This is a genomic window from Roseomonas sp. F4, from assembly GCF_053891155.1.
In genome coordinates, this window is record NZ_JBSSHK010000002.1 from 91,170 (window position 1) to 114,885 (window position 23,716).

General features: G+C 70.7%; 26 protein-coding genes. 15 read left to right on the plus strand and 11 right to left on the minus strand.

The annotated features are described in order from the left end of the window. Positions 1-18: 18 nt before the first annotated feature. Positions 19-759, minus strand: coding sequence for a superoxide dismutase (locus ACVFYP_RS07855; RefSeq protein WP_499199609.1), 741 nt, complete (start codon positions 757-759; stop codon positions 19-21). 239 nt (positions 760-998) lie between these two features. On the opposite strand from ACVFYP_RS07855, the gene ACVFYP_RS07860 reads away from it, so the two are divergent. The 3 genes from ACVFYP_RS07860 to ACVFYP_RS07870 all read left to right on the plus strand — a co-directional run bounded on the left by ACVFYP_RS07860 (position 999) and on the right by ACVFYP_RS07870 (position 3,755). Beyond that, positions 999-2,702 (plus strand): DUF6311 domain-containing protein, encoded by a 1,704-nt coding sequence (locus ACVFYP_RS07860; protein ID WP_499199610.1) that lies wholly within the window; start codon positions 999-1,001, stop codon positions 2,700-2,702. A 97-nt stretch (positions 2,703-2,799) separates the two neighbouring features. Beyond that, positions 2,800-3,408, plus strand: coding sequence for a nitroreductase family protein (locus tag ACVFYP_RS07865; RefSeq protein WP_499199611.1), 609 nt, complete (start codon positions 2,800-2,802; stop codon positions 3,406-3,408). Then, positions 3,405-3,755 (plus strand): bleomycin resistance protein, encoded by a 351-nt coding sequence (locus tag ACVFYP_RS07870; protein WP_499199612.1) that lies wholly within the window; start codon positions 3,405-3,407, stop codon positions 3,753-3,755. Before ACVFYP_RS07865 ends, ACVFYP_RS07870 begins: the two co-directional genes overlap by 4 nt. Before the next feature lie 18 nt (positions 3,756-3,773). Here the strand turns inward: ACVFYP_RS07870 and ACVFYP_RS07875 are convergent, their stop codons facing one another. Further along, entirely contained in the window at positions 3,774-4,544 is a 771-nt protein-coding gene (locus ACVFYP_RS07875) for a DUF459 domain-containing protein (RefSeq protein WP_499199613.1), read from the minus strand. 105 nt (positions 4,545-4,649) lie between these two features. On the opposite strand from ACVFYP_RS07875, the gene ACVFYP_RS07880 reads away from it, so the two are divergent. Then, positions 4,650-5,954, plus strand: a complete 1,305-nt coding sequence (locus tag ACVFYP_RS07880) for a GDSL-type esterase/lipase family protein (protein ID WP_499199614.1) — start codon at positions 4,650-4,652, stop codon at positions 5,952-5,954. A gap of 4 nt (positions 5,955-5,958) precedes the next feature. Beyond that, a complete protein-coding gene (locus ACVFYP_RS07885) occupies positions 5,959-7,350 on the plus strand; it encodes an MBOAT family O-acyltransferase (protein ID WP_499199615.1) in 1,392 nt (463 codons plus the stop codon). Between the two features lie 166 nt (positions 7,351-7,516). On the opposite strand, the gene ACVFYP_RS07890 is transcribed toward ACVFYP_RS07885, so the two are convergent. Next, positions 7,517-8,200, minus strand: coding sequence for an SGNH/GDSL hydrolase family protein (locus ACVFYP_RS07890; RefSeq protein ID WP_499199616.1), 684 nt, complete (start codon positions 8,198-8,200; stop codon positions 7,517-7,519). A 245-nt stretch (positions 8,201-8,445) separates the two neighbouring features. Between ACVFYP_RS07890 and ACVFYP_RS07895 the strand changes: the two genes are divergently transcribed. The 7 genes from ACVFYP_RS07895 to ACVFYP_RS07925 all read left to right on the plus strand — a co-directional run bounded on the left by ACVFYP_RS07895 (position 8,446) and on the right by ACVFYP_RS07925 (position 12,322). Beyond that, positions 8,446-9,270, plus strand: coding sequence for a HesA/MoeB/ThiF family protein (locus ACVFYP_RS07895; RefSeq protein ID WP_499200462.1), 825 nt, complete (start codon positions 8,446-8,448; stop codon positions 9,268-9,270). Continuing rightward, positions 9,267-9,641, plus strand: a complete 375-nt coding sequence (locus ACVFYP_RS07900; RefSeq protein ID WP_499199617.1) for a DsrE/DsrF/DrsH-like family protein — start codon at positions 9,267-9,269, stop codon at positions 9,639-9,641. Before ACVFYP_RS07895 ends, ACVFYP_RS07900 begins: the two co-directional genes overlap by 4 nt. 81 nt (positions 9,642-9,722) lie before the next feature. Further along, the gene (locus tag ACVFYP_RS07905) at positions 9,723-10,652 is read left to right on the plus strand and encodes an SH3 domain-containing protein (protein WP_499199618.1); all 930 of its coding nucleotides are present in this window, start codon (positions 9,723-9,725) and stop codon (positions 10,650-10,652) included. 10 nt (positions 10,653-10,662) lie between these two features. Beyond that, a complete protein-coding gene (locus ACVFYP_RS07910; protein ID WP_499199619.1) occupies positions 10,663-10,962 on the plus strand; it encodes a nitrile hydratase in 300 nt (99 codons plus the stop codon). Next, positions 10,959-11,246 (plus strand): SH3-like domain-containing protein, encoded by a 288-nt coding sequence (locus ACVFYP_RS07915; RefSeq protein ID WP_499199620.1) that lies wholly within the window; start codon positions 10,959-10,961, stop codon positions 11,244-11,246. Before ACVFYP_RS07910 ends, ACVFYP_RS07915 begins: the two co-directional genes overlap by 4 nt. Next, complete coding sequence (locus ACVFYP_RS07920) at positions 11,246-11,830, plus strand: nitrile hydratase subunit alpha (protein ID WP_499199621.1); 585 nt, start codon at positions 11,246-11,248, stop codon at positions 11,828-11,830. Before ACVFYP_RS07915 ends, ACVFYP_RS07920 begins: the two co-directional genes overlap by 1 nt. A gap of 99 nt (positions 11,831-11,929) precedes the next feature. Then, positions 11,930-12,322, plus strand: a complete 393-nt coding sequence (locus tag ACVFYP_RS07925) for a DoxX family protein (protein ID WP_499199622.1) — start codon at positions 11,930-11,932, stop codon at positions 12,320-12,322. Positions 12,323-12,443: 121 nt separating this feature from the next. Here the strand turns inward: ACVFYP_RS07925 and murJ are convergent, their stop codons facing one another. After that, positions 12,444-14,000 carry a murein biosynthesis integral membrane protein MurJ gene (murJ, locus tag ACVFYP_RS07930; protein ID WP_499199623.1) on the minus strand — a complete coding sequence of 519 codons (1,557 nt, stop codon included), beginning with the start codon at positions 13,998-14,000 and terminating at the stop codon, positions 12,444-12,446. A 108-nt stretch (positions 14,001-14,108) separates the two neighbouring features. Here murJ and ACVFYP_RS07935 point away from each other — a divergent pair, with 108 nt between their 5' ends. The 3 genes from ACVFYP_RS07935 to ACVFYP_RS07945 all read left to right on the plus strand — a co-directional run bounded on the left by ACVFYP_RS07935 (position 14,109) and on the right by ACVFYP_RS07945 (position 16,645). After that, the gene (locus tag ACVFYP_RS07935; protein WP_499199624.1) at positions 14,109-14,498 is read left to right on the plus strand and encodes a hypothetical protein; all 390 of its coding nucleotides are present in this window, start codon (positions 14,109-14,111) and stop codon (positions 14,496-14,498) included. Positions 14,499-14,503: 5 nt separating this feature from the next. After that, positions 14,504-15,964, plus strand: coding sequence for a methyl-accepting chemotaxis protein (locus ACVFYP_RS07940; RefSeq protein WP_499199625.1), 1,461 nt, complete (start codon positions 14,504-14,506; stop codon positions 15,962-15,964). 129 nt (positions 15,965-16,093) lie between these two features. Continuing rightward, complete coding sequence (locus tag ACVFYP_RS07945) at positions 16,094-16,645, plus strand: nucleotide exchange factor GrpE (RefSeq protein WP_499199626.1); 552 nt, start codon at positions 16,094-16,096, stop codon at positions 16,643-16,645. Positions 16,646-16,652: 7 nt separating this feature from the next. Here ACVFYP_RS07945 and ACVFYP_RS07950 read toward each other — a convergent pair whose 3' ends face one another. The 7 genes from ACVFYP_RS07950 to ACVFYP_RS07980 all read right to left on the minus strand — a co-directional run bounded on the left by ACVFYP_RS07950 (position 16,653) and on the right by ACVFYP_RS07980 (position 23,713). After that, positions 16,653-17,879, minus strand: coding sequence for a threonine ammonia-lyase (locus tag ACVFYP_RS07950; RefSeq protein ID WP_499199627.1), 1,227 nt, complete (start codon positions 17,877-17,879; stop codon positions 16,653-16,655). A gap of 15 nt (positions 17,880-17,894) precedes the next feature. Beyond that, positions 17,895-18,368, minus strand: a complete 474-nt coding sequence (gene greA, locus ACVFYP_RS07955; protein ID WP_499199628.1) for a transcription elongation factor GreA — start codon at positions 18,366-18,368, stop codon at positions 17,895-17,897. Positions 18,369-18,508: 140 nt separating this feature from the next. Beyond that, positions 18,509-21,754, minus strand: coding sequence for a carbamoyl-phosphate synthase large subunit (gene carB / locus ACVFYP_RS07960; protein ID WP_499199629.1), 3,246 nt, complete (start codon positions 21,752-21,754; stop codon positions 18,509-18,511). A gap of 7 nt (positions 21,755-21,761) precedes the next feature. Next, entirely contained in the window at positions 21,762-22,199 is a 438-nt protein-coding gene (locus ACVFYP_RS07965; protein WP_499199630.1) for a hypothetical protein, read from the minus strand. Next, entirely contained in the window at positions 22,196-22,450 is a 255-nt protein-coding gene (locus tag ACVFYP_RS07970; protein WP_499199631.1) for a hypothetical protein, read from the minus strand. Before ACVFYP_RS07970 ends, ACVFYP_RS07965 begins: the two co-directional genes overlap by 4 nt. Next, positions 22,447-23,082, minus strand: coding sequence for a LysE family translocator (locus ACVFYP_RS07975; RefSeq protein WP_499199632.1), 636 nt, complete (start codon positions 23,080-23,082; stop codon positions 22,447-22,449). The genes ACVFYP_RS07970 and ACVFYP_RS07975 overlap by 4 nt, the downstream gene beginning before the upstream one ends. A gap of 1 nt (position 23,083) precedes the next feature. Beyond that, a complete protein-coding gene (locus tag ACVFYP_RS07980; protein ID WP_499199633.1) occupies positions 23,084-23,713 on the minus strand; it encodes a LysE family translocator in 630 nt (209 codons plus the stop codon). Between the last annotated feature and the right edge of the window lie 3 nt (positions 23,714-23,716).

The following is a 23,716-nucleotide window of genomic DNA, read 5'->3' on the forward strand; positions in this document are numbered from 1 at the left end:
AGGCCCCGCCCTTTCGGATCAGACGGTCAGCGTGCCGGCCTTGGCCGCCGCATAGCGAGCCGCGATCTTCTGCCAGTCGAGCACGCTCCACCAGTTGCCGGTGTATTCGGCGCGGCGGTTCTGGTAGCGCAGGTAATAGGCGTGTTCCCACACGTCATTGCCCATCAGCACGCGCTGGCCATCCATCAGCGGGCTGTCCTGGCCGGGCTTGGTGACCAAGGCGAGACGTCCCTCGCGGTTCACCGTGACAAAGGCCCAGCCGCTGCCGAAGACGCCATTGGCCGCGGTGTTGAAGCGGTTGCGGAAGGTGGCGAAATCGGTGAAGTCGCGGGTGATGGCCTCGGCCAGCTCGCCCTGCGGCTCGCCGCCGGACCCGCCCATGATCTCCCAGAACATCGTGTGGTTGGCATGGCCGCCGCCATTGTTGCGCACCGCCGTCCGCACCGCCTCCGGCACCTCGCCCAGCTTGCCGAGCAGCTGGTCCAGCGGCAGGGCGGAGAGCTGGCCATGCTCGCGCAGCGCATTGTTCAGCCCGGCCACCTGGCCGCCATGGTGGAAGCGGTAATGCAGCTCCATCGTCCTGGCATCGATCGCCGCCTCATTCGCCCCGAAGGCATAGGGCATGGCGGCCTGGGTGTAGGGGCCGGTGGGAGCCGGCGCCTGGGCCAAAGCGGCGCGAGGGGTGGCCCAGACGGGCAGCGCCATGGCGGCGGAAAGCGGGGCGAGGCCCCGGAGCAGGCTGCGGCGTTGCAGGTTCATGGAAGGCGTTCCTTGGATTTTGGGGGACGTCCGGCCGGCACCGCCCGTTCAGTGCCGGTGCGCCCGCAGGAGGAAGCCCGCGGAGCGCCGGAGGTTGCTCCCTTCCCCGCACAGGGCTAGCCTCACAAGCTCGTGAATGCATGGCCTGGGCGACAAGATGCCCAGGATAAGCCGCAACCCGACCATCGGCGCGCCGGACTCAGCAACGACCGTAATGTCGGTCCCATGGTGGCAAAAGCATGATCCAGGCTGACAGCGTCGCCCCGCCGACTTCCGGCCCTGCCCTGGCTGCCCCTTCGGTCGCCAGGCCCAACTCCGCGCTGTTGCACAGGGCCATGCTGCTGGTCGCCGTCCTCGGCGGCGGGCTGGCCGCCATCGCGACGCTCGGGCCGCGCATCCTGGACATCCATGACCTCGGCTGGCTGCTGCATGGCACGCTGGGGCCGGACCCGGTCGCCTATCTGATGGCCTGGACCTATTTCGCTCCCGCCCCCTGGTCCTGGCCGCCGGGGCTGAATCCGGATTACGGGCTCGAACTCTCCAGCGCCATCTTCTACGTCGATGTGGTGCCGCTGATGGCCTTCCTGGCCAAGGCGCTGCGTCCGCTGGTCGAGATCCCGCAATATTGGGGTCCCTGGATGGTGCTGAGCGCCGCGCTGCAGGGCGCCTTCGCCTGGCGGCTGCTGGCGCTGGAGGTGGAGGACGCGCCGAGCCGGGCGCTCGCCGCGCTGCTGTTTGTCTGGCAGCCGCTGCTGCTGAACCGCATGGGCGGGCATTTCGCCCTGGTCTCGCAATGGGCGATGCTCTGGGCGCTGTGGCTGTGCCTGCGGCCCGATCCACGGCGGCAGGCGCTGCAATGGGCCGGCTGTCTCGGCGTGGTCGCCATGCTGAACCCCTATGTCATGGCCATGTGCGGCGGGCTCTGGGTGGCGGATTGGTTCGGCCGCGCCCGCGACGGGCTGGCCTGGCAGTCGCTCGGCGCACAGCTTCTGCTGGTGCCGGCGGCGATGGGAGGTGCGCTGTGGCTGGCGGGGTATTTCACCCTGGCCGGCGACGTGGTGCCGATGGGGGTGCATTACGGCCATTCCCAGCTCGACCTGACCGCCCCCTTCGACGCGACGGAATGGGGCCGGCTGCTGCCCGCCTTGCCCGGGCTGCGGCATTGGGAGGCCGGCGGGTCCTATCTCGGTGCCGGGATCCTGGTGCTGCTCGCTTTGGCCCTCGCCTTGGCACCGCGTGGCGCGCTGCGTGACGCGATCCGCCGCTTTCCGATGCTGGCGCTGATGCTGCTGGGCATGCTCGCCTTCGCCCTATCCAACCATGTCGCCATCGCCGGGCATGAGGTGCTGCAATTCGAACTGCCGGCGCCGCTGGAGCGGGTGGCGGATATGCTGCGCGCCTCGGAGCGTTTCTTCTGGCCGCTGGCCTATACGGCGCTGTTCTGCGGCGTGGTGGTGGTGGTCCGGCGGCTGCCGGTGGTGCAGGCGCGCTGGCTGCTGGGCGCGCTGCTGCTGGTGCAGGTGGTCGATATCCAGGCCGGCATGGGCCGCTTCCGCGCCCTGGTCGCCGCCGCGCCGGCGGTGGCGGCGGAACGCCTGCCGGATCCCTTCTGGGCGGAAGCCGGCCGGCGCTACCAGCGGCTGCGCGCGGTGCCGGCGGCGAATTTCGGACCTGCCTGGGAGCCGCTGTCCCGCTTCGCCGCGCCGCGCGGCATCCCGACCGATGCCGCCTATCACTCCCGCGTCGATCCCGCGGCGCTGCGCCGCCTGCAACGCCGCGGCCGCGCCGCGCTGGCGGCGGGGCGGTGGGAGCGGGGGACGCTTTATGTACTGCGGGATGCCGAGACGCTGGCCCTGGTGGCGGCGCGGGCCGATCCGACGCGGGACCTGCTGGCGGTGAAGGATGGTCTGCAGGTGTTTGCGCCGGGCTGGTTCGCGCGCTGAAGGCCGCGGCGCGGTCGCGCCCGGCCGTGACAATCCGAGACTTGTAATTGCGAATGATTCGCATCATCTGGGGTCTGCCACTCGCCGCAGGACGACCATGCCCGAAGCGCCCTTTCCCATCTCCACGGCCCCGGCGAATGAGGCGGTCCGCGCCCTGCTCGCCCGCGCCTCCGTCCCGCCACGCCAGCTGCACGACCCGGCGCCGGATGCGGCGGCGCTGTCGCTGGCCGTCGCCGCGGCCATCCGCGCCCCCGACCATGGCTGGCTGCGTCCCTGGCGCTTCGTCGGCATCCAGGGCGAGGCCCGCGCCGCCTTTGGCGATCTGCTCGCCCAGTCCCTGAAGGCGCGGGAGCCGGAGACGACGGAGGCGCGGCTCGACCTGGAACGCGGCAAGCCGCTGCGCGCGCCGCTGGTCGTCGCCGCTGGCGCCGTGCTGCGGGCGCATTCCAAGATCCCGGCCTGGGAACAGGAAGCCACCGCCGCGGCCGGCATCATGAACTTCCTCAATGCCCTGGACGCGATGGGCTTCGGCTGCTGCTGGTTGTCCTCCGGCGCCTTGCAGGACCCGGCGATCAAGGCCGCGCTGGGCTTCGCGGCGACCGACCGGCTGCTGGGCTGGATCTATGTCGGCACGCCGGAGGCCGAGCGCCCCCGCCCGCAACGGTCTTCGCCCGAGGGGCTCTGGCACGACTGGCAGCCGGCATGACCGACCTCGCCCAATGCATCCCCGTCCTCGCCTCGCTCAACCTGGCGGAGACGCTGGCCTTCTACCGTGACCGTCTGGGCTTTGCGGGAGAGGCCTATGGCCCGGACTATGCCATCGTGAAACGGGACGCGATGGAGCTGCATTTCTGGCTCAGCGACGACCAGACCCATCCGGAACGCAGCTCCTGCTACATCCGGGGCGGGCAGGTGCCGGCGCTGCACGCCGAATTCCAGGAGGCGGAGGTGCCAGGCCTGTCGCCCTTCGAGCTGCGCCCGTGGAACATGCACGAATTCCACCTGCTCGACCCGCACGGCAACCTGCTGCGCTTCGGCTGCGCGGAGGTTTAGCCAACCGGGGCCGACGCCTCAGGCGTCGGTCAGCCGTCCCAGCCCGGGCGCCAATTCCGGAAAACGCTCGGCGGCGGCGTCGAACAGCAGCGTGCCGATGCGCAGATAGCCCCAGCCGGTGAAGTGCACCCCATCCTCCGCCCGGAAGCTGCGGGTCGAGGTCTCCATCGCCACCGCGGGCAGGAAGCGGCCCTGGGCGTCGCTGGTCGCCTCCCAGGTATCGACCCAGACGGCGCCCGCGGCCTCCGCGGCGTCATGCTGGATGCTGTTCAGCTGCCGGGCGGCGCCAGCGAATTGCGTTTCGCGCATATTGGGCAGGCCGAGCCAGACCACGCGGCAGCCGGCCTGGGTGGCATGCGACACCATCTCCGTCACCCGCCGGCCGTAATGCTCGGCATAGCCGGGGGTGCCGAAGCGGTGGCGGGTGCGCTCCTCCCGCACCACCAGGGGGCGGAAGTCATTGGCGCCGATCCAGAAGACGACGAGCTGCGGTCGGTGCTGCGCCACCAGGTCGCGGGTCACCGCGGTCCAGTCATGCTCATCCGTGCGGGTCACGCCGGTGGCGTGCAGCGTGCCGTTGATCAGGCGCGGCGTGGCGCGCCGGCGCAGCACGGGATGCAGCGCCAGGAACATGCCCTGGGCGAGGGAGTCGCCGAGGAACAGCAGGTTCACCCGGTCGGGCGGCACCACAGGGGGCGGCCCGGGCGATCGTTCCGCGCCGGATTCCGCGCGCGCACCCCCCCCGGCGGCCGCCAGGGCGGTGGTCAGAAGCAGGCGACGACGGGTCAAAACGGCAGGATCGCGACCAGGCCGCATCCGGGGCACTCCGCATCCACGGGGAATTGCGGCAGAGTAGCAGCGGAGCGTGAACGAGATAAGGACGGCGACCGCAGGATGTTGGAACGACGCCGCCTAATTGCCGGCTTTTTGCCAGGACTCGGCCTCGCCACGCTGCTGCCCGGCTGCCGCAGCGACACCACGCCCGGCGGCACCCCGCCCGCCGAGGCGGCGCGGCGTGCGGAAGGGCTGGACCCCGGCCCGGACCCGGATTTCGAAGCGCTGCTCACCGCGAGCCCCGCCGCCAACCCCCTCGCCCCGCTCGGCGCCGCGCTGCGGGGGCTGGAGGCCGGACGGCAGGGCCGCGCTTTGGTGCTGATGCTGGGCGACAGCCACATCGCCTTTCCGCGCATGGCGGAGCGGCTGCGCGATTTGTTGCAGGCGCGCTTCGGCGCCGTCGGCCCCGGTCGCATGCCCCCAGGCCGGGCGCAGAGCAGCTTCGTGCCCGCCGGCATCACCCTGTCGCAGGAGGGCAGCTGGAGCACGGCCCATGCGCTGCGCGCCGCCACCCCCGGTCCCTTCGGCCTGGCCGGCTATCGCCTGACCGGCAGCCAGGCGGGTGACCGTCTCAGCCTGGCCAGCGCCGATCCGCTTGGCTTCGACCGGCTGCATCTCACGCTGCATTGCGGGCCGGAAAGCGGCAGTTTCCGGCTGCTCGGCGCCGGCATTCCGGAAACGCCGCGCGCGACCCGCACCGACACGCCCCGGCTGCGCCTGATCCGGCTGGACCTGCCGCCCGGCCAACGTTCGGTGACACTGGAGCTGATGGGCGATGGGCCGGTGACGCTACTCGGCTGGGGTGTCGACCGGCGCGGCCGCGGCGCCATGGTGGAATCCTTCGGCATCAACGGTGCCACCCTGGCGACGCTGGACAACCGCGACCCGGCGATCCTGCGGCAGGAGCTGGCGGTGGCGTCGCCGGCGCTCATCATCCTGGAATACGGGACGAATGAGGCGACCGACCGGGATTTCGACCCGGCCGCCTATGGCCAGGCCCTGTCCCGCCGCATCGCCGCGCTGCGCGCCGCCAGCCCCCGCAGCGGCATCTTGCTGATGGGCGCGCCTGATGCCGGCCGCCCGATCCGCCGCGGCCGCGGCGCCTGCCCGGTCACGCCCCTGCCGGCGCTGACGGCGGTGCGCGCCACCCAGCGCCGCGTGGCCGCCGCCGAGCGAGTCGGCTTCTTCGACTGGGCGGAGGAGGTGACCGGCGGACTCTGCCGCCTGCCCAGCCTGGCCGGTGCGAGCCCACCCCTGATGCGGCCGGACCTGGTGCATTTCACCACCGATGGCTACCGGCTGACGGCGGAGCGGCTGCACGCGCATCTGCTGCGTGGCGCGGGCCTGGGCGGGGCCGCGGCCTGACGCCATGCTGTTTCCGACCGGGCTTTTCGCGATCTTCTTCGCCTGCGTCTTCGGTACGCACTGGCTGCTGGTGCGCCAGGCGCCGCGCGCCGTGCTGCCCTTCCTGCTGGCGGCGAGTCTGGTCTTCTATTCCGCCTTCAGCCTGGTCTTCTGCCTCGCCTTGCTGGTCTTCGGCCTCTGGGCCTGGGGCTTCGGGCTGCTCTGTGCGGAGCGCCGGCGGCCCGGGCTGCTGGGGGTCGGCATCGCCGGCACGCTGCTCTGGCTCGGCTGGTTCAAATATGCGGGGTTCTTGGCGCGGGAGGCCTCGCCCCTCGGAGTCGCGCTGGGCCTGCCGCCCCTGCCAGTGCCGGAGGTGCTGCTGCCGGTCGGCATCTCCTTCTACGTCTTCCAGGCCATCTCCTACATGGTCGACGCGCATCGCGGCGACGTGCCGGCGGAGCGCGGACCGCTGAAGGTGCTGGTCTACCTGACCTTCTTCCCCCATCTGGCCGCCGGCCCCATCGTCCGCGCCGCGCATTTCCTGCCGCAGCTCTCGCAGTTGCCGGATCGCTGGCGGGTGCCGGTGGTGATGGCCGGGCTGCTGATCCTGGGCGGGCTGGCCAAGAAGATGCTGCTGGCGAATGAGCTGGCGAGCGGGTTGGTGGACCCCGTCTTCCGCGACCCGACCGGCTTCGGGGCGGGCGACATCCTGCTCGCCTGCTATGGCTATACCATCCAGATCTGGCTGGATTTCTCCGGCTATTCGGACATGGCGATCGGGTTGGCGGCGCTGCTCGGATACCATTTCCCGCAGAATTTCAACCAGCCCTTCCGCGCCCTGACCCTCTCCGACTTCTGGCGGCGCTGGCACATTTCCCTGTCGACCTGGCTGCGCGACTACCTGTTCAAGCCGCTGGGCGGCAGCCGGGGCGGCGAGGGACGCACGGCGCGCAATCTGCTGGTGACCATGCTGCTCGGCGGCATCTGGCACGGCGCCGCCTGGACCTTCGTCGCCTGGGGGGCGCTGCATGGCGCGGCGCTGGTGGTGGAGCGCTGGCTGGGGCTGCGGGATGTGCCGGCCAGTGCGGCGGGCCGCTTCCTGCGCTGGGCGATCACCTTCCACATCGTGGTCGTCGCCTTCGTGCTGTTCCGCGCGCCGGACCTCGCCACGATCGGCGCGCTGGGGCAGGGGCTGCTGGCAGGTGCCGCGGATACGGCCTGGACAGCGCGCCTGCTGGCCATCATCGCCCTCGGCCTGGCGCTGCATTTCCTGCCACCGGATCTGCGCCAGCGGCTGGAGTCGGCCTTGCGACCGCTGCCCGCGCCGCTGCTCGGCCTGGTCTTCGGCCTCGCCATGCTCGCCATCATCCTGGCGGCACCGGAGGGCGTGGCGCCCTTCATCTACTTCCAGTTCTGAGGGAACAGCCGATGCGCCAACCCTGGCTCCAGCAGACGCCCAGCACCCGGCCCGACGATTTCTCGCCGCGTTCCGCCACCATGACGACCGGGCGCGCGGCCTGGGTGGTGGGGCTGGCGCTGCTGGTCTTCGCGGCCGGACGGTCCGGCGCGATCCTCGATGCCGCCTATGGCCTGCCGGTGCTGCCGGGGACGGAGGCGCTGATCGTCGTGGCCGAAAGCTGGGATGGCGCCATGGCCATGCTGGGCGTGACGGAGTCGGCGGAGGCGGCGCGCGGGCTGCTCGGCCTGGGGCGCTGAGCCATCACCCCCTGCAAGCCCTGCCACCAGGCGCGATAGCCCGCCGCCGTCGGGTGCACGCCATCGGCGCTGGGATAGTCGCAGCGCGCCACCCGGCCACGATGCAGCGCCGGCAGATGCGCCAGGCTGGCATCCGCCACGGTCTGTGCCCGCAGCAGCGCCCGGTCGAGCGACTGGCTGCCGGATTCCAGCGCCCGGTCGCGGGCGAAGCAGCCCGGCGTCGCCCAGACGATTCGCGCCGCCGGCCAGCGTTCCATCACCGCCGCGATCTGCCGCGCGTAATCCTCCGCCGCCTCCGGCGCCAGGCCGCGCAGGTCATTGGTGCCGAAGACCAGCAGCAGACGGTCGACGCAGCGCGGCGTCTGCTGCCGCAGCCAGGTGATTCCGGCGCCGCCCTGCGCCACCACCTGAAAACCCTCGGCGCGGGCGAGGTCGGCCATGCCCACCGCGAGACTGTCGCCCAGAAGCAGGTCCGGACAGGCCGCCTCGGCCCGCCCTGGCACCGCCGCCCAGAGCCCCAATCCCAGTGCCGCACAGGCCAGCCATCGCATCCGCAATCCAAATCCCCTTCACACTGCCCTCAAACGCCGGGCGCGCGCTCCGCGCGCTTGGCTTCGTCATGCCGAAGGCATGCCTTCGGCATGACGCATAAGCGTCGGCGCCCGTTCGGGCGCTCGGATCGGTCAAGTGACCGATCCGCCTTTTGCGGTAGCATCTGCCACCGCTTCCGCTAACCGGCGGTGAACCCTTGCCGCACCGCTTGCAAGCCAGCCCCCGCCGCGCCCATATCGGCGCCATGGACCTGGACTTCTCCGAGGCGGAGATCCGCCGCTATTCCCGCCACATCCTGCTGGAGGAGGTGGGCGCCATCGGCCAGGCGAAGCTGCGCCAGGCGCGCGTGCTGCTGGTGGGGGCCGGCGGGCTGGGCTCGCCGCTGGGCCTCTACCTCGCCGCGGCGGGCATCGGCAAGCTTGGGCTGATCGACGACGACCGGCTGGAGCTGTCGAACCTGCAACGACAGGTCATCCACAGCACCGACCGGATCGGCCGCAACAAGGCCGAAAGCGCCGCCGAGACCATCGCCCGGCTGAACCCGGAAACCGAGGTGGAAGTCTATGCGCGGCGGCTGGATGCCGACTGGGCCTGGGCCAATATCCCGAAATACGATCTGGTCTGCGACGGCACCGACAACTTCGCCACCCGCTTCCTGCTGGGCGATGCCTGTCACCTGCTCGGCCGCCCGCTGGTCTCCGCCGCGGTGCTGCGATTCGAAGGCCAGCTGTCCGTCTTCCGCGGGCATGAGGGCGCGCCGCATCCCTGCCACCGCTGCCTCCACCCGGAACCGCCGCCGGATGGGCTGGTGCCCAGCTGTTCGGAGGCCGGGGTGCTGGGCGCCGTCACCGGGGTGATGGGCACCTTGCAGGCGACGGAGGTGCTGAAGCTGGTGATGGGCATCGGCGAGGGCCTGTCCGGCCGCCTGCTGCTGTGGGATGCGCTGGATATGCGCTTCCGCACCGTCAAGCTGCGCCGCGACCCGGCCTGCGCCCTGTGTGGCGAGAATCCCACCATCCATGACCTGTCCGCCCATGCCAGTCCGGCGGCGCCGGTCTGCGCGGTGTGACCGCGCCGCTCGGCATCCTGCTGCTCTCCGGCGACCATGACCGCGCCCATTACGCGCTGGTGCTGGCCACCGGCGCCGCGGCGATCGGGCGGGAGGTGGCGGTCTTCGCGACCAATGCCGGCTGCCGCCTGTTCCTGTCCGACTCGCCCCTGCTGGCCGATGCGCGGGAGGCCCATCTGGCCGAGATCGGAGTCGCGACCATTGCCACACTGGCGGAGGCCGCTGCCGAGCTTGGCATCCGCCGAATCGCCTGCGAGGCCGGGCTGAAGGCCGAGGGGCTGGTCCCGGCGGCGCTGGCGCCCGGGGTGGAGGTGGCCGGCGTGGTGACCTTCCTGGCGGCGATCGGGGCGGGGCAGATCGTCACGCTTTAGTTGACCGCGCCACGGGCTGGCAGCGGCTGGCGGCGCTTTGCGCGCTTGACCGAATACGGCGGAATGGGGGAGGGATCGGTCATGTCTCCTGTCCGTCCCGCCCTGCTCGCTTTGTCGCTGCTCGCCTTGGCCTCCGGGGCGGCGCTGGCGCAGTCGAGCCTGGCGCCGGCCCAGGGCAGCCTGCCGCCGCCGCGCCCCAGCGCCCCACCCGCCGCACAGCCTGTGCCGGGGGAACAGCCGCGCAACCTGGCCGCCCCGCCAGCCCGGCGGGCCGCCCCCGCGACGACTCCCACGACGACCCCCACGCCACAGCCCCGTGCCGCGACACCGCCGCGCAGCCAGCCCTCCGCCGCGCCGGCCCGCCCGTCGGCGCCCAATCCGCCCGGCCGCACGGCGACGCCCACCGTGGGCCGGCCCAGCCCGCCGCCGAACCGCCGCCCCGCCGCGGCCCCCGCTGGCGCGGCGGCCGCTGCCGCAGCGGCGGCCGCCGCGCGCCCGCCGGAACCCACTCTGCCGCCCAGCCCGGCCGCGCCCAGCACCGGCTCCGTCACCGGCCTGCCGCTGCCGCGCTTCGCCTCCCTGCGCTCGGATGAGGTGAATATGCGGGTCGGGCCCAGCACCTCCTACCCGATCGAATGGACCTTCCAGCGCCGCGACCTGCCGGTGCAGATCATCGGGGAATTCCAGCTCTGGCGGCGCATCCGCGACCCGGACGGGGCCGAGGGCTGGGTGCATTCCTCGACCCTGGCCGGGCGCCGCACCGTGCTGGTCCGCCCCGCCGCCTCAGCCGCCGCCGGCGCCCAGCCGGTCAGCACCGCAAGCGAGGCAACCCTGCGCCGCCGGGCGGAGGAGGGCGCAACGGCGGTGGCGCGTATCAGCCCCGGCGTCATCGCCCGCATCCGCGAATGCGCGGCCGGCAGCAGCTGGTGCGAAGTGCAGGTGGCGAGCCATCGCGGTTTTCTGCGCCGCGCCGAGATCTGGGGCGTGGGCAGCGACGAGGAAGTGAAATAGGCTTCCGGGCATGCCCGACGCAGCCCCACCCCCTGCCACCCACGACATTGGCGGCGCCCCCCGCTTCCGCTGCACCCCGGTGGAGCCGGATGACGAGGCCCCGCCCGACGCCTTCGGCAAGCGCGTGGACGCGCTGCGGCAGTTGCTGGCCCAGCGCGGTCTGATGACGGTGGATGAACTGCGGCGTGGCGTGGAGGCCATCCCCGAGGCCGAGTACCACGCGCTCGGCTATTACGAACGCTGGCTGCGATCCATCACGGCCCTGATGCTGGAAAAGGGGGTCGTCCTTCCGGAGGAGCTGCGCCCATGACCCGCTTCACGCCCGGTGCCCGCATCCGCGTGAAGGCGGATTTCCCCGAAACGCGCGGCCCCTGCCATATCCGCACGCCGCATTACCTGCGCGGGCGGGAAGGGTTCGTGGAGCGCCAGCTCGGCGCCTTCCGCAATCCGGAGGACCTGGCCTTCGCCCGGCCGGCGGCGACCATCCCGCTGTATCACGTCCGCTTCGAGCAGCCGTCGTTGTGGAACGAGGGCCAGGCCGGCGACACGGTGCTGGTGGAGCTCTACGAGCATTGGCTGGAGCCCGCCGCCTGATGGCCCACGCCCCCGGCCCCGACAGCATTGCCCTGCTCGACCGTTTCACGGCGGCGCTGGCCGCCCGTGGCGTGGTGACGGAGGCGCAGATCGCCGCGCAGATCGAGCGCACCGACCGCGCCGATCCGCGCATCGGCGCCGCCATGGTGGCCCGCGCCTGGACCGATCCGGACTACCACGCGCTGATGCTGCGCGATGGCAGCCAGGCGGCGGAGGCGATGGGCGTTTCCATGGCCGGGGCACCGCCGCTTGGCGTGCTGGCGGACCGGCCGGGGGTGCATCACCTGGTCGTCTGCACCTTGTGCTCCTGCTATCCGCGCGCCGTGCTCGGCTACCCGCCGCATTGGTACAAATCCGCCGCCTACCGCGCCCGCGCGGTGCGGGACCCGCGCGGCGTCCTGGCCGAATGGGGCACCACCCTGCCTGCGGATACCGAGGTTCGCGTGGTGGACAGCACGGCTGATTATCGCTGGATGGTGCTGCCACTGCGCCCCGCCGGCACCGAGGGCTGGGATGCGACGCGGCTTGCCGGGCTGATCGGCCGCGACGTGCTGGTGGGGACCCGGCTGCCCCTGGTGGGCTGATTTCAAGTCACGGCTGCGCGAGCGGGTGCCGTCGGGGCGTCGTATTGTGCGGTGCAGCAACCACATGCCATCCCATTGAATTGTCCATGGGATCACTGCATGTCGACCGAAACCTCGCTGGCCCTCTGGGCGCCGCGCCTGCTCTCCGTGCTGCGGATCGTCGCGGCGCTGCTCTTCCTGGAGCACGGCACCCAAAAACTGCTGGGCTTCCCGGCTGGCTCCGGTGGCGGGCCGGCCGCGATGTCGCTGCCCTGGATCGCCGGCGTGATCGAGATCATGACGGGCGTGCTGCTGACGCTGGGTCTGTTCACCCGGCCGGCGGCCTTCCTCGCCTCCGGCACCATGGCCGCGGCCTATTGGCTGGCGCATGCGCCGCGGGACTTCTTCCCGGTGAACAATGGCGGCGACGCGGCCATCCTGTACTGCTTCGTCTTCCTCTACATCGTCGCGGCCGGGCCGGGGCCCTGGAGTGTCGACGCCTCGCGTCGCTGATGAATACCAGCGGACCGGTCTTTTGACCGGTCCGAGCGCCCGAATGGGCGCCGCGGCAAGTGCCGCGAAGCCAAGGAAACCGGAGGTTTCCGCCCGGCGTATGAGGGCGGCCCCGGAGCGGTCACGCGACAGGGCCGTTGGTATAAGCCGGGCGGCGGCGCAGCATCCGCGCCGCCTCCCGCAGGTCCATGCCCCCCAGAACCTGGGCGCTGCCGAAATAGGTGACCATGCCGGCGGCGATCAGCGCCGCCAGGGCCGCGAAGCGCGCCAGCGTGCCGTCCAGCGGGAACAGCGCCCCTGCCATCGCCCAGAGCAGCACAGCCATCACCACCCCCGCCGCCAGCAGCCGCGGCGCGCGCCGGCGCAGCCGCCGGTCCAGCACCAATTGCCGCCGCCGGGTCAGCAGCACCGCCAGGATCACCACATTCACCCAGGCGGCGATGGAGGTGGCCAGCGCGATGCCGACATGGGCGAGGAAGGGAATCAGCGCCAGGTTCAGCGCCAGGTTCAGCGCCACCACCACCAGCCCCACCTTCACCGGCGTCGCGGTATCGCCGCGGGCGAAGAAGCCGGGCGTCAGCGCCTTGACCAGCACGAAGGCCGGCAGGCCGATGGCGCCCGCCACCAGCGCCGCGGCGGTGGCCGCGGTGGCGCGGGCGTCGAACAGGCCGCGCTCGAACAGGGTCATGATGATCGGCGTCGCGGTAACGGCGATGGCCAGCGCCGCCGGCAGGGCGAAGGCCAGGGACAGCTCGATGGCGCGGTTCTGGCTGCGATGCGCGGCCAGCGCCTTGCCGGTGCGCAATTGCCGCGCCAGCAACGGCAGCAGCGCCGTGCCCACCGCCGCGCCGATGACGCCGAGCGGCAATTGCGCCACCCGGTCGGCGTAATACAGGAAACTCACCGCCCCCGCCGGCAGCAGCGAGGCGAGCACCACGTCGATGGCGAGGTTGAGCTGGGTGACGCCCGCGCCGAACAGCCCCGGCACCATCCGCCGCAGCACCGCCCGCACATCCGGCGTCAGCACCGGCCGCGACAGCGGGTTGATCGTCATCCCCACCATCCGCGCCGCGACCAGCAGCAGGCCGAGCTGCAGGATGCCCGACAGCATCACGCCCCAGGACAGCGCATGCCCCGCCGTCGCCACGAAGGGGGTCAGGCCCAGCAGCGCCGCCATGGAAGTCAGGTTGAACAGCACCGGCGTCGCCGCGGCCGCGCCGAATCGGTTCATGCCGTTCAACACGCCGGAGACCAGCGCGGCCAGGCAGATGAACAGCAGATAGGGGAAGGTGATCCGCGTCATCTCCACCGCCAGATCCAGCCTTTCCCCCGAAAAGCCCGGCGCCAGCACGAACAGCAGCTGCGGCATGAAGACCATGCCGAGGATCACCAGGAAGGCCAGCCAGATCGACATCAGCCCGGCCAGGGAATTGGCCAGCGCCCGCGCCTTGGCCGGCCCGTCCAGCGCGAAGCTGCCGGCGAAGGCGGGCACGAAGGCGGCGTTGAAGGCGCCCTCCCCGAACAGGCGCCGGAACAGGTTCGGCAGTTTGAGGGCGATGAAGAAGGCATCGGCGACCGGCCCGGCGCCAAGGCGTGACGCGATCAGCATGTCCCGGGCGAAGCCGAGGATGCGGCTCGCCATGGTCCAGCCGCCGACGGTGAAGACGCTGCGTAGCATCCGGCCTGTGTAGGCCGGAACCGGACCGACGGGAATCGCCCGCCGTCGCACGCTGGCCCGAACATGCGATTAAGCGTTTGTTCGGCAGAGTCCCGTCACACTCGAACCATGCCCAATATGCCCGCCGGCCGCGATCGGATGTTTCTCGGCGCGACGGCTCGGCCCGAAAGTCGACTCGCTACCTCCGCACCGCTGCTGCTGCTGGCCGCTGCCACGCTCGGTCTCGGCGTGGTTCAGGCGCAGCCGCGCCCGGGCGATCCGCTTGCGCTGGTCTTCCCGGCCGGCGTGACGGAAGCCGAGGCGCTGGTCCAGGTCCTGGCCCATCCGGGCTGGGACCCGATCGCCTTGCGGCGGCTCGGCCCCTTCACCCTGGCGCTTGTCGCGCCCCCTTCCACGGCGGATGCGGCGCCGCCGGGCGCCTGGTTCGCCCTGCCCGCCTTTGGCCGCGCCCCCTGCACCGCCAATACCACTGACGTACCCGCCTCAAGGAGAGGCTGAACCACATGGATCTTGATCTGCTTCGCCGTCGCACCGGCCTCGGGCTGCTTGTGCTGCTCGGCATCCTGGCGCTCATCACAGGGCCGGTGGCCTGGCTTTCGGACGATTCGATGGAGGAGATCTGGGGCGGCACGGGCCTCGCGGCGCTCGTCGCGCTGGTTGCCCTGGCCGTGGGCTTCCGCGACCCGTCGCGGCCAGCGGCGCGCCAGACCATGGCGGTGGCGCTGATGGTGCAGGTCTCGGTCCTGGTCTGGGTGGCGCCGGCCGCGCTGCGCACAGATATGCACATGGCCTATTTCGCCGCCCTCGCGGTGCTGGCCGGGCTGGTGGACCGCCGCGCCATCCTGCTCGCCACGCTGACCGTGGCGCTGCACCACACCCTGCTGAACGAGCTGGCGCCGATGGCGGTGTTCAGCGGCACCGGCACGCTCGGCCGCGTCGCGCTGCATGCCTCCATCCTGGTGGGCGAGGCGGCGAGCCTGCTGCTGCTGCTGGCCAGCCTGGAAAAGGCCGCCGCCACCGCCAGCTCCGCCCTGGCCGAGGCCGAGGCCGCCCGGCAGCGGGAGGAGGCGGAACATGCCCGCCAGTTGGCGCGGGACGCCGACCTTGCAAAGGCGGCGCGGCAGGGCCGCGTCAACCTGGCGGATCAGGTGGAAAGCGAGGTGGGCGGGCTCGCCGGCAAGCTGACCAGCGCCGCGCGGGGCCTGTCCGGCGCCGCCCAGGGCCTCGGCCATGCCAGCCAGAGCGGCACCGACGCCGCCCAGCACGCGGCGCGCGCCACATCCGAATCCGCCGCCGGCGTGCAGACCGTGGCAGCGGCGGCGGAGGAACTGGCCGCGACGGTGCAGGAGGTGACGCGCCAGGTGGCCAGCGCCGCCCAGGTCGCCCGCAGCGCCGCCGAGCGCGCCCGCGCCACGGATGGCATCGTCGCCGGCCTGTCCGAGGGCGTCGGCCGGATCCGGGAGGTGGTGCGCCTGATCGGCGCCATCGCCGGCCAGACCAACCTGCTCGCGCTGAACGCCACGATCGAGGCCGCCCGCGCCGGAGAGGCCGGCAAGGGCTTTGCCGTGGTGGCAGGGGAGGTGAAGGCGCTGGCCGCCCAGACCGCCCAGGCGACGGAGGAGATCGGCCAGCAGGCCGGCAGCATCGAGGCCGCGACCGGCGAGGCGGTGCAGGCCATCCGCGGCATCGCGGAAGTGGTGGCGGAGCTGGAACAGGTTTCCGCCGCCATGGCGAGCGCCGTGCAGCAGCAGGGCGGCGCGACGCGGGAGATCGCGGATACCGCCGCCCGCGTGGCGCAGAGCACCGAACGCGCGGCGGAGGCCGTGCTGCGGGCGGAGACCGCGATCGAGACCACCGCCCAGGCGGTGGCGCAGATCGAGGACACGTCCCGCACCCTGGACGACAGCGCCGGCGCGCTGCGGCATTCCTTGCAGGCGACGGTGGACGGGCTGCGCGCCGCCTGAGAATGGCGCATGGGGATGCCTCATGAGGATAGCTGGCGGTGGGTGCAAGTGCTTGCCCCGCCGCCACCGGGCGCCTAGGTGAAGGGCCAGCGATTCCGACCCACTTCGCGCGAGTCAGACAGCCGATCCATGAGCGATACCCAGGACACGCCAATCCCCGCCGAGACCCCGGCCGAAGCCCCCACCGAGGCCGCGCCGCCGCAAAGCGATGCCGAGCGCATCGCCGCGCTGGAGGCGGAGCTGGGCCAGATGCGGGAGAAGTGGCTGCGGGCCGAGGCCGAGATGCAGAACCTCCGCAGCCGCACCAAACGCGAGATCGAGGATTCGCGGCTCTACGCCGTGCAGAAATTCGCCCGCGACGTGGTGGAGACGGCGGAGAACCTGCGCCGTGGCCTGGACAGCCTGCCCGCCCCCACCGAGGACGAGCCGGAGCTGATCGGTAAGCTGCGCGGCGGTTTCGACAGCGTGGAACGCGGTTTTGTCACCATGCTGGAACGCCATGGGATCGCGCGGCTCGACGCCACGGGCAAAGCCTTCGACCCGGAGCTGCACCAGGCGATGGCCGAGCAGCCGGCGCCGGAGGGCACGGAGCCTGGCACCGTGATCCAGGCCTGGACGCCCGCCTGGACCCTGCATGGCCGCCTGCTGAAGCCGGCCATGGTGGTGGTGGCGGGAAAGTAGGGCGGGGCTAGCCCCGCCGGACCACGTAATCGGCGGCTTGCAGGGCTGCGATGATGGCGTTGCCCTGGGCGCCGTCACGCACCTCCACCATCAGATACAGCTCGGTGCTCTGAACCGTCGGAGCACCGAAAAGCTGCTGGTGGTTCACCTCGATGACATTGCCGCCGAGGGTGGAGATGCGGGCGGCGATGTCCGCCAGCATGCCGGGCCGATCCGGAATGTCGAAATGCAGCCGCAGGATGCGGCCGTCGCGCAGCAATTGGCGCAGCAGCACGTTGGACAGCGCCCGGGCATCGATATTGCCGCCGCAGATCGGAATGCCGACGCTGCGGCCGACAAAACGCTCCGGATGGGCGAGCAGGGCGGCGAGGCCGGCGGCGCCGGCGCCCTCCGCCACCAGCTTGGCGCCCTCCGCCAGCAGGGCGATGGCCTGTTCGACGCTGCGTTCGGGGGCGACCAGAACCTCGATGCCCATGCGCTTGAGCCAGGCATAGGGCACTTCGCCCACGTCGCGCACGGCGATGCCCTCCGCCACGGTCGGGCCCCCAACCGAGACCGGCTGGCCGGCTAGGCGCTGGGCCATGGCGGGGTAGCCTTCGACCTCGACGCCGATCACGCGGATGCCGGGCTTCATCTCCAGCGCCGCGGCGGCGCAGCCGGTCAGCAGCCCGCCACCGCCCACCGGGATGACCAGCGTGTCGAGATCGGGGAAATCTTCGAGCATTTCCAGGGCCGCGGTGCCCTGGCCGGCGATCACGGCGACATCGTCATAGGGGTGGACGAAGGTCAGCCCCTGCTTCAGCGCCAGCTCATGGGCATGGGCGGCAGCCTCCGCCAGCGTCTCCCCATGCAGCACCACCTTGGCGCCCCAGCCCTCGGTGCGGGTCACCTTGGTGGCGGGGGTGAATCGCGGCATGACGATGGTGGCGCTGATGCCGGCCAGCGAGGCATGGCGGGCAACCGCCTGGGCATGGTTGCCGGCGGACATGGCGATGACGCCGGCGGCGCGTTCGCGCGGCGTCAGCAGGGCGATGCGATTGGCCGCGCCGCGTTCCTTGAAGGCGCCGGTGGCCTGAAGATTGTCGAGCTTCAGATGCACCCGCGCGCCGGTGGCGCGGGACAGCGCGTCGGAGAAGATGGTCGGCGTGCGCAGCACCGCGCCCTTGATGCGAGCGGCGGCGGCGCGGACATCCGCCAGGCCGATCGAGGGCGCCTCGACCGGCGTCAGGCTCACCACGGGGCTCATGGCTTAAACGAAGCGGACGCCAGCGATCTCATAGACCTTGGCGCCGCCCGGGGCCGGCACCTCCACGCTGTCACCGACCTTCTTGCCGATCAGCGCCTTGGCGAGCGGGGAGGAGTTGGAGATCGAACCATTCTTCATATCGGCTTCGTACTGGCCGACGATGCGGTAGGTCTTCTCCTGCTCCGTCTCCTCATCCACCACGGTGACATGGGCGCCGAACAGCACCTTGTCGCCGGTGAAGCTGGTGGAATCGATCACCTCGACGGAGGGGATGACCGATTCCAGCTCCGCGATGCGGCCTTCGATGAAGGATTGGCGTTCCCGGGCGGCGTGGTACTCGGCGTTCTCGGACAGGTCTCCATGCGCCCGCGCTTCCGCGATGGCGCGGATCACGGCGGGGCGTTCCTCGACCTTGAGCTCACGCAGCTCCTCCGTCAGTCGAGCCAGGCCTTCCGCGGTCATCGGGAACTTCTGCACGTCGCGTCCTTCCTCCGGGCACCCCGCGCCCGGCCCGCTGTTGGCCAGCGCCCTGAAACGGGGCTGGTGACAGGCAGGCTGATCGTGGGGCGCGCTGAAACAGGCGAGGCGGGGAAGGGTATGATCCCATCCCCGCCCGCTCAGAATGAGCGTGTAAAATAGGCCTGAAGGGGCGTTACATCAAGTGTTCCGCCCTTCAGGGCGGCGATGGCATGCACCGCGGCCCGCGCGCCGGCGAGTGTCGTGTAGTGCGGGACACCGTGCGTCAGGGCGCTGCGGCGGATGTCAAAGCTGTCGGAGACGCTCTGCCCGCCGCTGGCGGTGTTGATCACCAGTTGGATCGCATCCGACTTGATCGCATCGACGCAATGCGGCCGGCCTTCGGCAACCTTGTTGATCACCGTGCAGTCCAGCCCGACCTCCCGCAGCCGGGCGGCGGTGCCGCGTGTGGCAAGGATCCGGAAACCCATCTCGATCAGGCGGCGCGCCAGGGTGACGGCGCCGGCCTTGTCGCTATCCTTCACGGAGAGGAAGGCCGTGCCCGTCTCCGGCAGTTTTACGCCCGCGCCCATCTGGGACTTGAGAAAAGCCTTCTCGAAGGACAGGTCGAGGCCCATCACTTCGCCGGTCGATTTCATCTCCGGGCCGAGGATGACATCCACATTCGGGAAGCGGTTGAAGGGGAAGACGGCTTCCTTGACCGCGACGTGGCGTGACACGGCGGTATCGTCCAGCCCGAAGGTCTTCAGATGCGCGCCGGCCATCACCAGCGCACCGATCTTTGCCACGGCGATGCCGGTGGCCTTGGCGACGAAGGGCACGGTGCGGGATGCGCGCGGGTTCACCTCCAGAACAAAGATCTCGCCGCCTTTGACCGCGTATTGCACGTTCATCAGGCCCTTGACCTTCAGGGCCTTGGCCATCGCCTCCGTCTCCGCCTTCAGCTCCGTGATGATGGCGGGCGGCAGGGAATAGGGGGGCAGGGAGCAGGCGCTGTCGCCAGAATGGATGCCGGCTTCCTCGATATGCTCCATCACGCCGGCGACGTAGACATCGCCGGTCTCGTCGGCGATGCAGTCCACATCGACCTCGATGGCATCGGCCAGGTACTGGTCGATCAGGATCGGATTCTCGCCCGACACTTTTACGGCCTCTGCGCCGAAGCGGCGGAGCTGCGCCGGGGTGTAGGCAATCTCCATGGCGCGGCCGCCGAGAACGTAGGACGGGCGCACGACCACCGGGTAGCCAATGCGCTCGGCTTCCACCAAGGCCTCATCGAGGTTCCGGGCAATGCCGTTCTGCGGCTGCTTCAGGCCGAGCGACTTCAGCAGAAGCTGAAAGCGCTCGCGGTCCTCGGCGATGTCGATGGCCTCCGCACTGGTGCCGAGGATCGGAATGCCGGCCTTGTGCAGCGCCTGGGACAGCTTCAGCGGAGTCTGGCCGCCATACTGCACGATGCAGCCCAGCAGCTCGCCGCTTTCCTGTTCCTTGCGGCAGATCGCCAGCACATCCTCCGCTGTCAGCGGCTCGAAATACAGGCGGTCGGAGGTGTCGTAGTCGGTGCTGACCGTCTCGGGGTTGCAGTTGACCATGATGGTCTCGTAGCCGGCATCGCGCAGCGCGTAGCAGGCATGGACGCAGCAATAGTCGAACTCGATGCCCTGGCCGATCCGGTTCGGCCCGCCGCCCAGAATGATGATCTTCTGGCGGTTGGTCGGCCGGGATTCGCATTCCGGCGCGCCGAAGCCGCCTTCATAGGTCGAATACATATAGGGCGTGTCGGAAGCGAACTCCGCCGCGCAGGTGTCGATGCGCTTGAACACGGCATGCACGCCCAGCGCGTCGCGCGCGGCAAACACCTGCGCTTCGGTCTTGCCGGTGAGCTTTGCCAGGCGCGTATCGGCGAAGCCGAGCGCCTTCAGCGTGCGAAAACCGTCGGCGGTCTTCGGCAGGCCCTCGGCCTTCACCTCCGTCTCGGCGTCGACGATCTTGGCGATCTCGCGGATGAACCAGGGGTCGAAGCGGCAGGCCTCGTGGATCTCCTCGACGGACATGCCGGCGCGCAGCGCCTGCGCCACGACCAGCGCGCGGTCCGGCTTCGGCGTCGCCAGGGAGGTGCGGATGGCGGCGTGGGAACCGTCGCCCGGCACCTCGATCTCATCGAGCCCCGTGAAGCCCGTCTCCAGCCCACGCAGGCCCTTCTGCAGCGCCTCCGCGAAGGAACGGCCGATCGCCATGGTCTCGCCGACCGACTTCATGGAGGTGGTCAGCGTCGCCGGCGTGCCCGGGAATTTCTCGAAGGTGAAACGCGGGATCTTCACGACGACGTAGTCGATCGTCGGCTCGAAGCTCGCCGGAGTCACCATGGTGATGTCGTTCTTGAGCTCGTCCAGCGTGTAGCCCACCGCCAGCTTCGCGGCGATCTTGGCGATGGGGAAGCCGGTGGCCTTGGACGCCAGCGCGGAAGACCGCGACACGCGCGGATTCATCTCGATGACCACCATGCGGCCATCGACGGGGTTGATGCCGAACTGCACGTTGGACCCGCCGGTGTCGACGCCGATCTCCCGCAGGCAGGCGATGCTGGCATCGCGCATCCGCTGGTATTCCTTGTCGGTCAGCGTCAGCGCGGGGGCGATGGTCACGCTGTCGCCGGTATGCACGCCCATCGGGTCCAGATTCTCGATGGAGCAGATGATGATGCAGTTGTCGGCGCTGTCGCGCACGACCTCCATCTCATACTCCTTCCAGCCCAGCACGCTTTCCTCGACGAGGACTTCCGTGGTCATGGAGGCGGAGAGGCCCGCGGCGACGATCTGCTCGAATTCCTCGCGGTTATACGCAATGCCGCCGCCGGTACCGCCGAGGGTGAAGCTCGGGCGGATGACGCAGGGCAGGCCGACCTGTTCCAGGCCCGCGCGCGCCTGTTCCATGGTGTGCGCGATGGCGGATTTCGGGCTTTCGATGCCGATCTTGGACATGGCATCGCGGAACTTCAGCCGGTCCTCCGCCTTGTCGATCACCTCCGCCTTCGCGCCAATCAGCTCGCAGCCATATTTCTCCAGCACGCCGGCCTCGGCGAGCTTGAGCGCGGTGTTCAGCGCGGTCTGCCCGCCCATTGTGGGCAGCAGCGCATCCGGCCGTTCCTTGGCGATGATCTTCTCGACCATCTCGACCGTGATCGGCTCGATATAGGTGGCATCCGCCAGGCCCGGATCGGTCATGATCGTGGCGGGGTTGCTGTTCACCAGGATGACGCGAAAGCCCTCGGCGCGCAGCGCCTTGCAGGCCTGGGCGCCGGAATAGTCGAATTCGCAGGCCTGGCCGATGACGATCGGGCCGGCGCCGATGATGAGGATGGACTTGATATCGGTGCGCTTCGGCATGGGAGTTTCACCTGTCAGGCGCGCTGGCGACGGTGGTGTCGAGCCAGCGCAGGAGGAGGATCATCGGGAGGTGGAGCAGCAGCTCGATCACGGGCGAAAGCTCGATCACCAGCACTTTGCCGTCCTCCCAGTCGGGCGTCTCTGGCCCGCGGGTGAACAGCAGCAACGCATGGATGGCCCAGGAGGCGAGAAGCATGGCGAGCAAGGCGGTGCTGCGCTGCCAGCGCAGCACACGGCGAAACAGCAGGAAGACCGGTGTGGCCAGCGCCGAGATCAGCAGGAAGATGATCGTGTAGAAGAAGGCTTCGAAAGCCAGCTCCCAGTTCTCCGGACCTGCGATCCCGCCGACGAGCGCCGCCACACAGACGGGCAGCACGAGGACCGCGCCGACGAGTGCGAGCACGCCGGTTGCCGCAGATCGGTCTTGTCCGCCATGCGCCATCATGTCGATTGCCGGCGCGCCGACCACAGCAGCAGCGGCAGGATCAGCAGATGGGGGATGCCCCAGAAGTACAGGGCCGTCGGCGCTTCCTCCCCCAGCATCAGCGTCGTCGCGCCATGCACCAGCACGGAGAGGCCGAAGGCCCCCAGCGCCGCGCGCATCGGCGACATCAGCCGACGCAGCGAGGAGGCGACGGTGAAGAGCACCAGGCCCGAATAGGCCAGAGCGAAAAGCGCGACGGCGACGGGGATCATGTGGCGCGGCTTTCCGTCGCCAGCTTCACCGCCAGCAGCGCCAACGCGCCGCCGAGCACCCAGCGCTGCACCGCCATCCAGGTCGGGTTGGCGCCGAGGAAGCGCGCCGCCCCGGCCGCGCCCCAGACCAGCACGGCGTCCCAGGCCGTGCAGATGGCGATCTGCACGAAGCCGAGAATGGCGGCCTGGAGGAACAGGTTGCCGCGCTCCGGATCGAGGAAGGGCGGCAGCACCGCCATGTAAAACAGCGCCACCTTCGGATTCAGCGCCGCCGTGGCGAAACCCACCCAGAACAGCCGCGCGCGCGGTTCACGCGGCATCGGCCGCGCGGCGAAGATCGGCTGCCCGCCGGGCCGCACGCTCTGCCAGGCGAGGTAGAGCAGGTAGATCGCGCCGCCGATCCGCAGAATGTCCCAGGCATAGGGGATGGCGAGCAGCGCGGCGGTGATGCCGGCGGCGGCGCAGACCATGATGGTGAAGGAGCCGAACTGGCAGCCCACCAGCGACACCATGCCCGCCCCGGTGCCCTGCGCGAGGGAACGCGAGATGAGGTAGAGCATGTTCGGCCCGGGGGTGACCGCCAGGCCGAGCGAGAGCGCGGCGAAGATCAGCAGCGTGTCGGCGGAGGGCATGTCAGCGCCGCCCGTCGAAGGCCAGCCGCAGCGCCAGCCCGGCCAGGACGGTCGCCATCAGCCAGCGCTGCACCCGCTGCCAGAGCGGCCGGCGGGCGAGGAAGACGGCCACGGAGCCGGCGGCCAGCACGATCATCGCATTGACCGCGACGCTGACCGCGATCTGCGCGGCGCCCAGCGTGACGGATTGCGCGAAGACATCGCCCCCCGCCGGGTCGATGAATTGCGGCAGCAGCGACAGGTACAGCACCGCGATCTTGGGATTCAGCAGGTTGGTCAGGAAGCCCATGGCAAATAGCCGCGCCGGGCTGTCCGGCTGCAGAGCCTGCGGCGCGAAGGGCGTACCCGGGCTGCGCACCGCCTGCCAGGCGAGGAACAGCAGATAGGCCGCGCCCGCCAGCCGCAACACGTCATAGGCGAAGGGCACGGCCATCACGATGGCGGTGATGCCGAGCGCGGCACAGAGCAGATAGAAGACGAAGCCCAGCGCCACGCCCGCCAGCGAGACGAAGCCCGCCGCCCGACCCTGCAGAATGCTGCGGCTGATCAAATAGATCATGTTCGGGCCCGGCGTCAGCACCATGCCGAGCGCCACCGCCGCGAAGGCCAGCAGGTTGCCGGGCTCGACCATGGC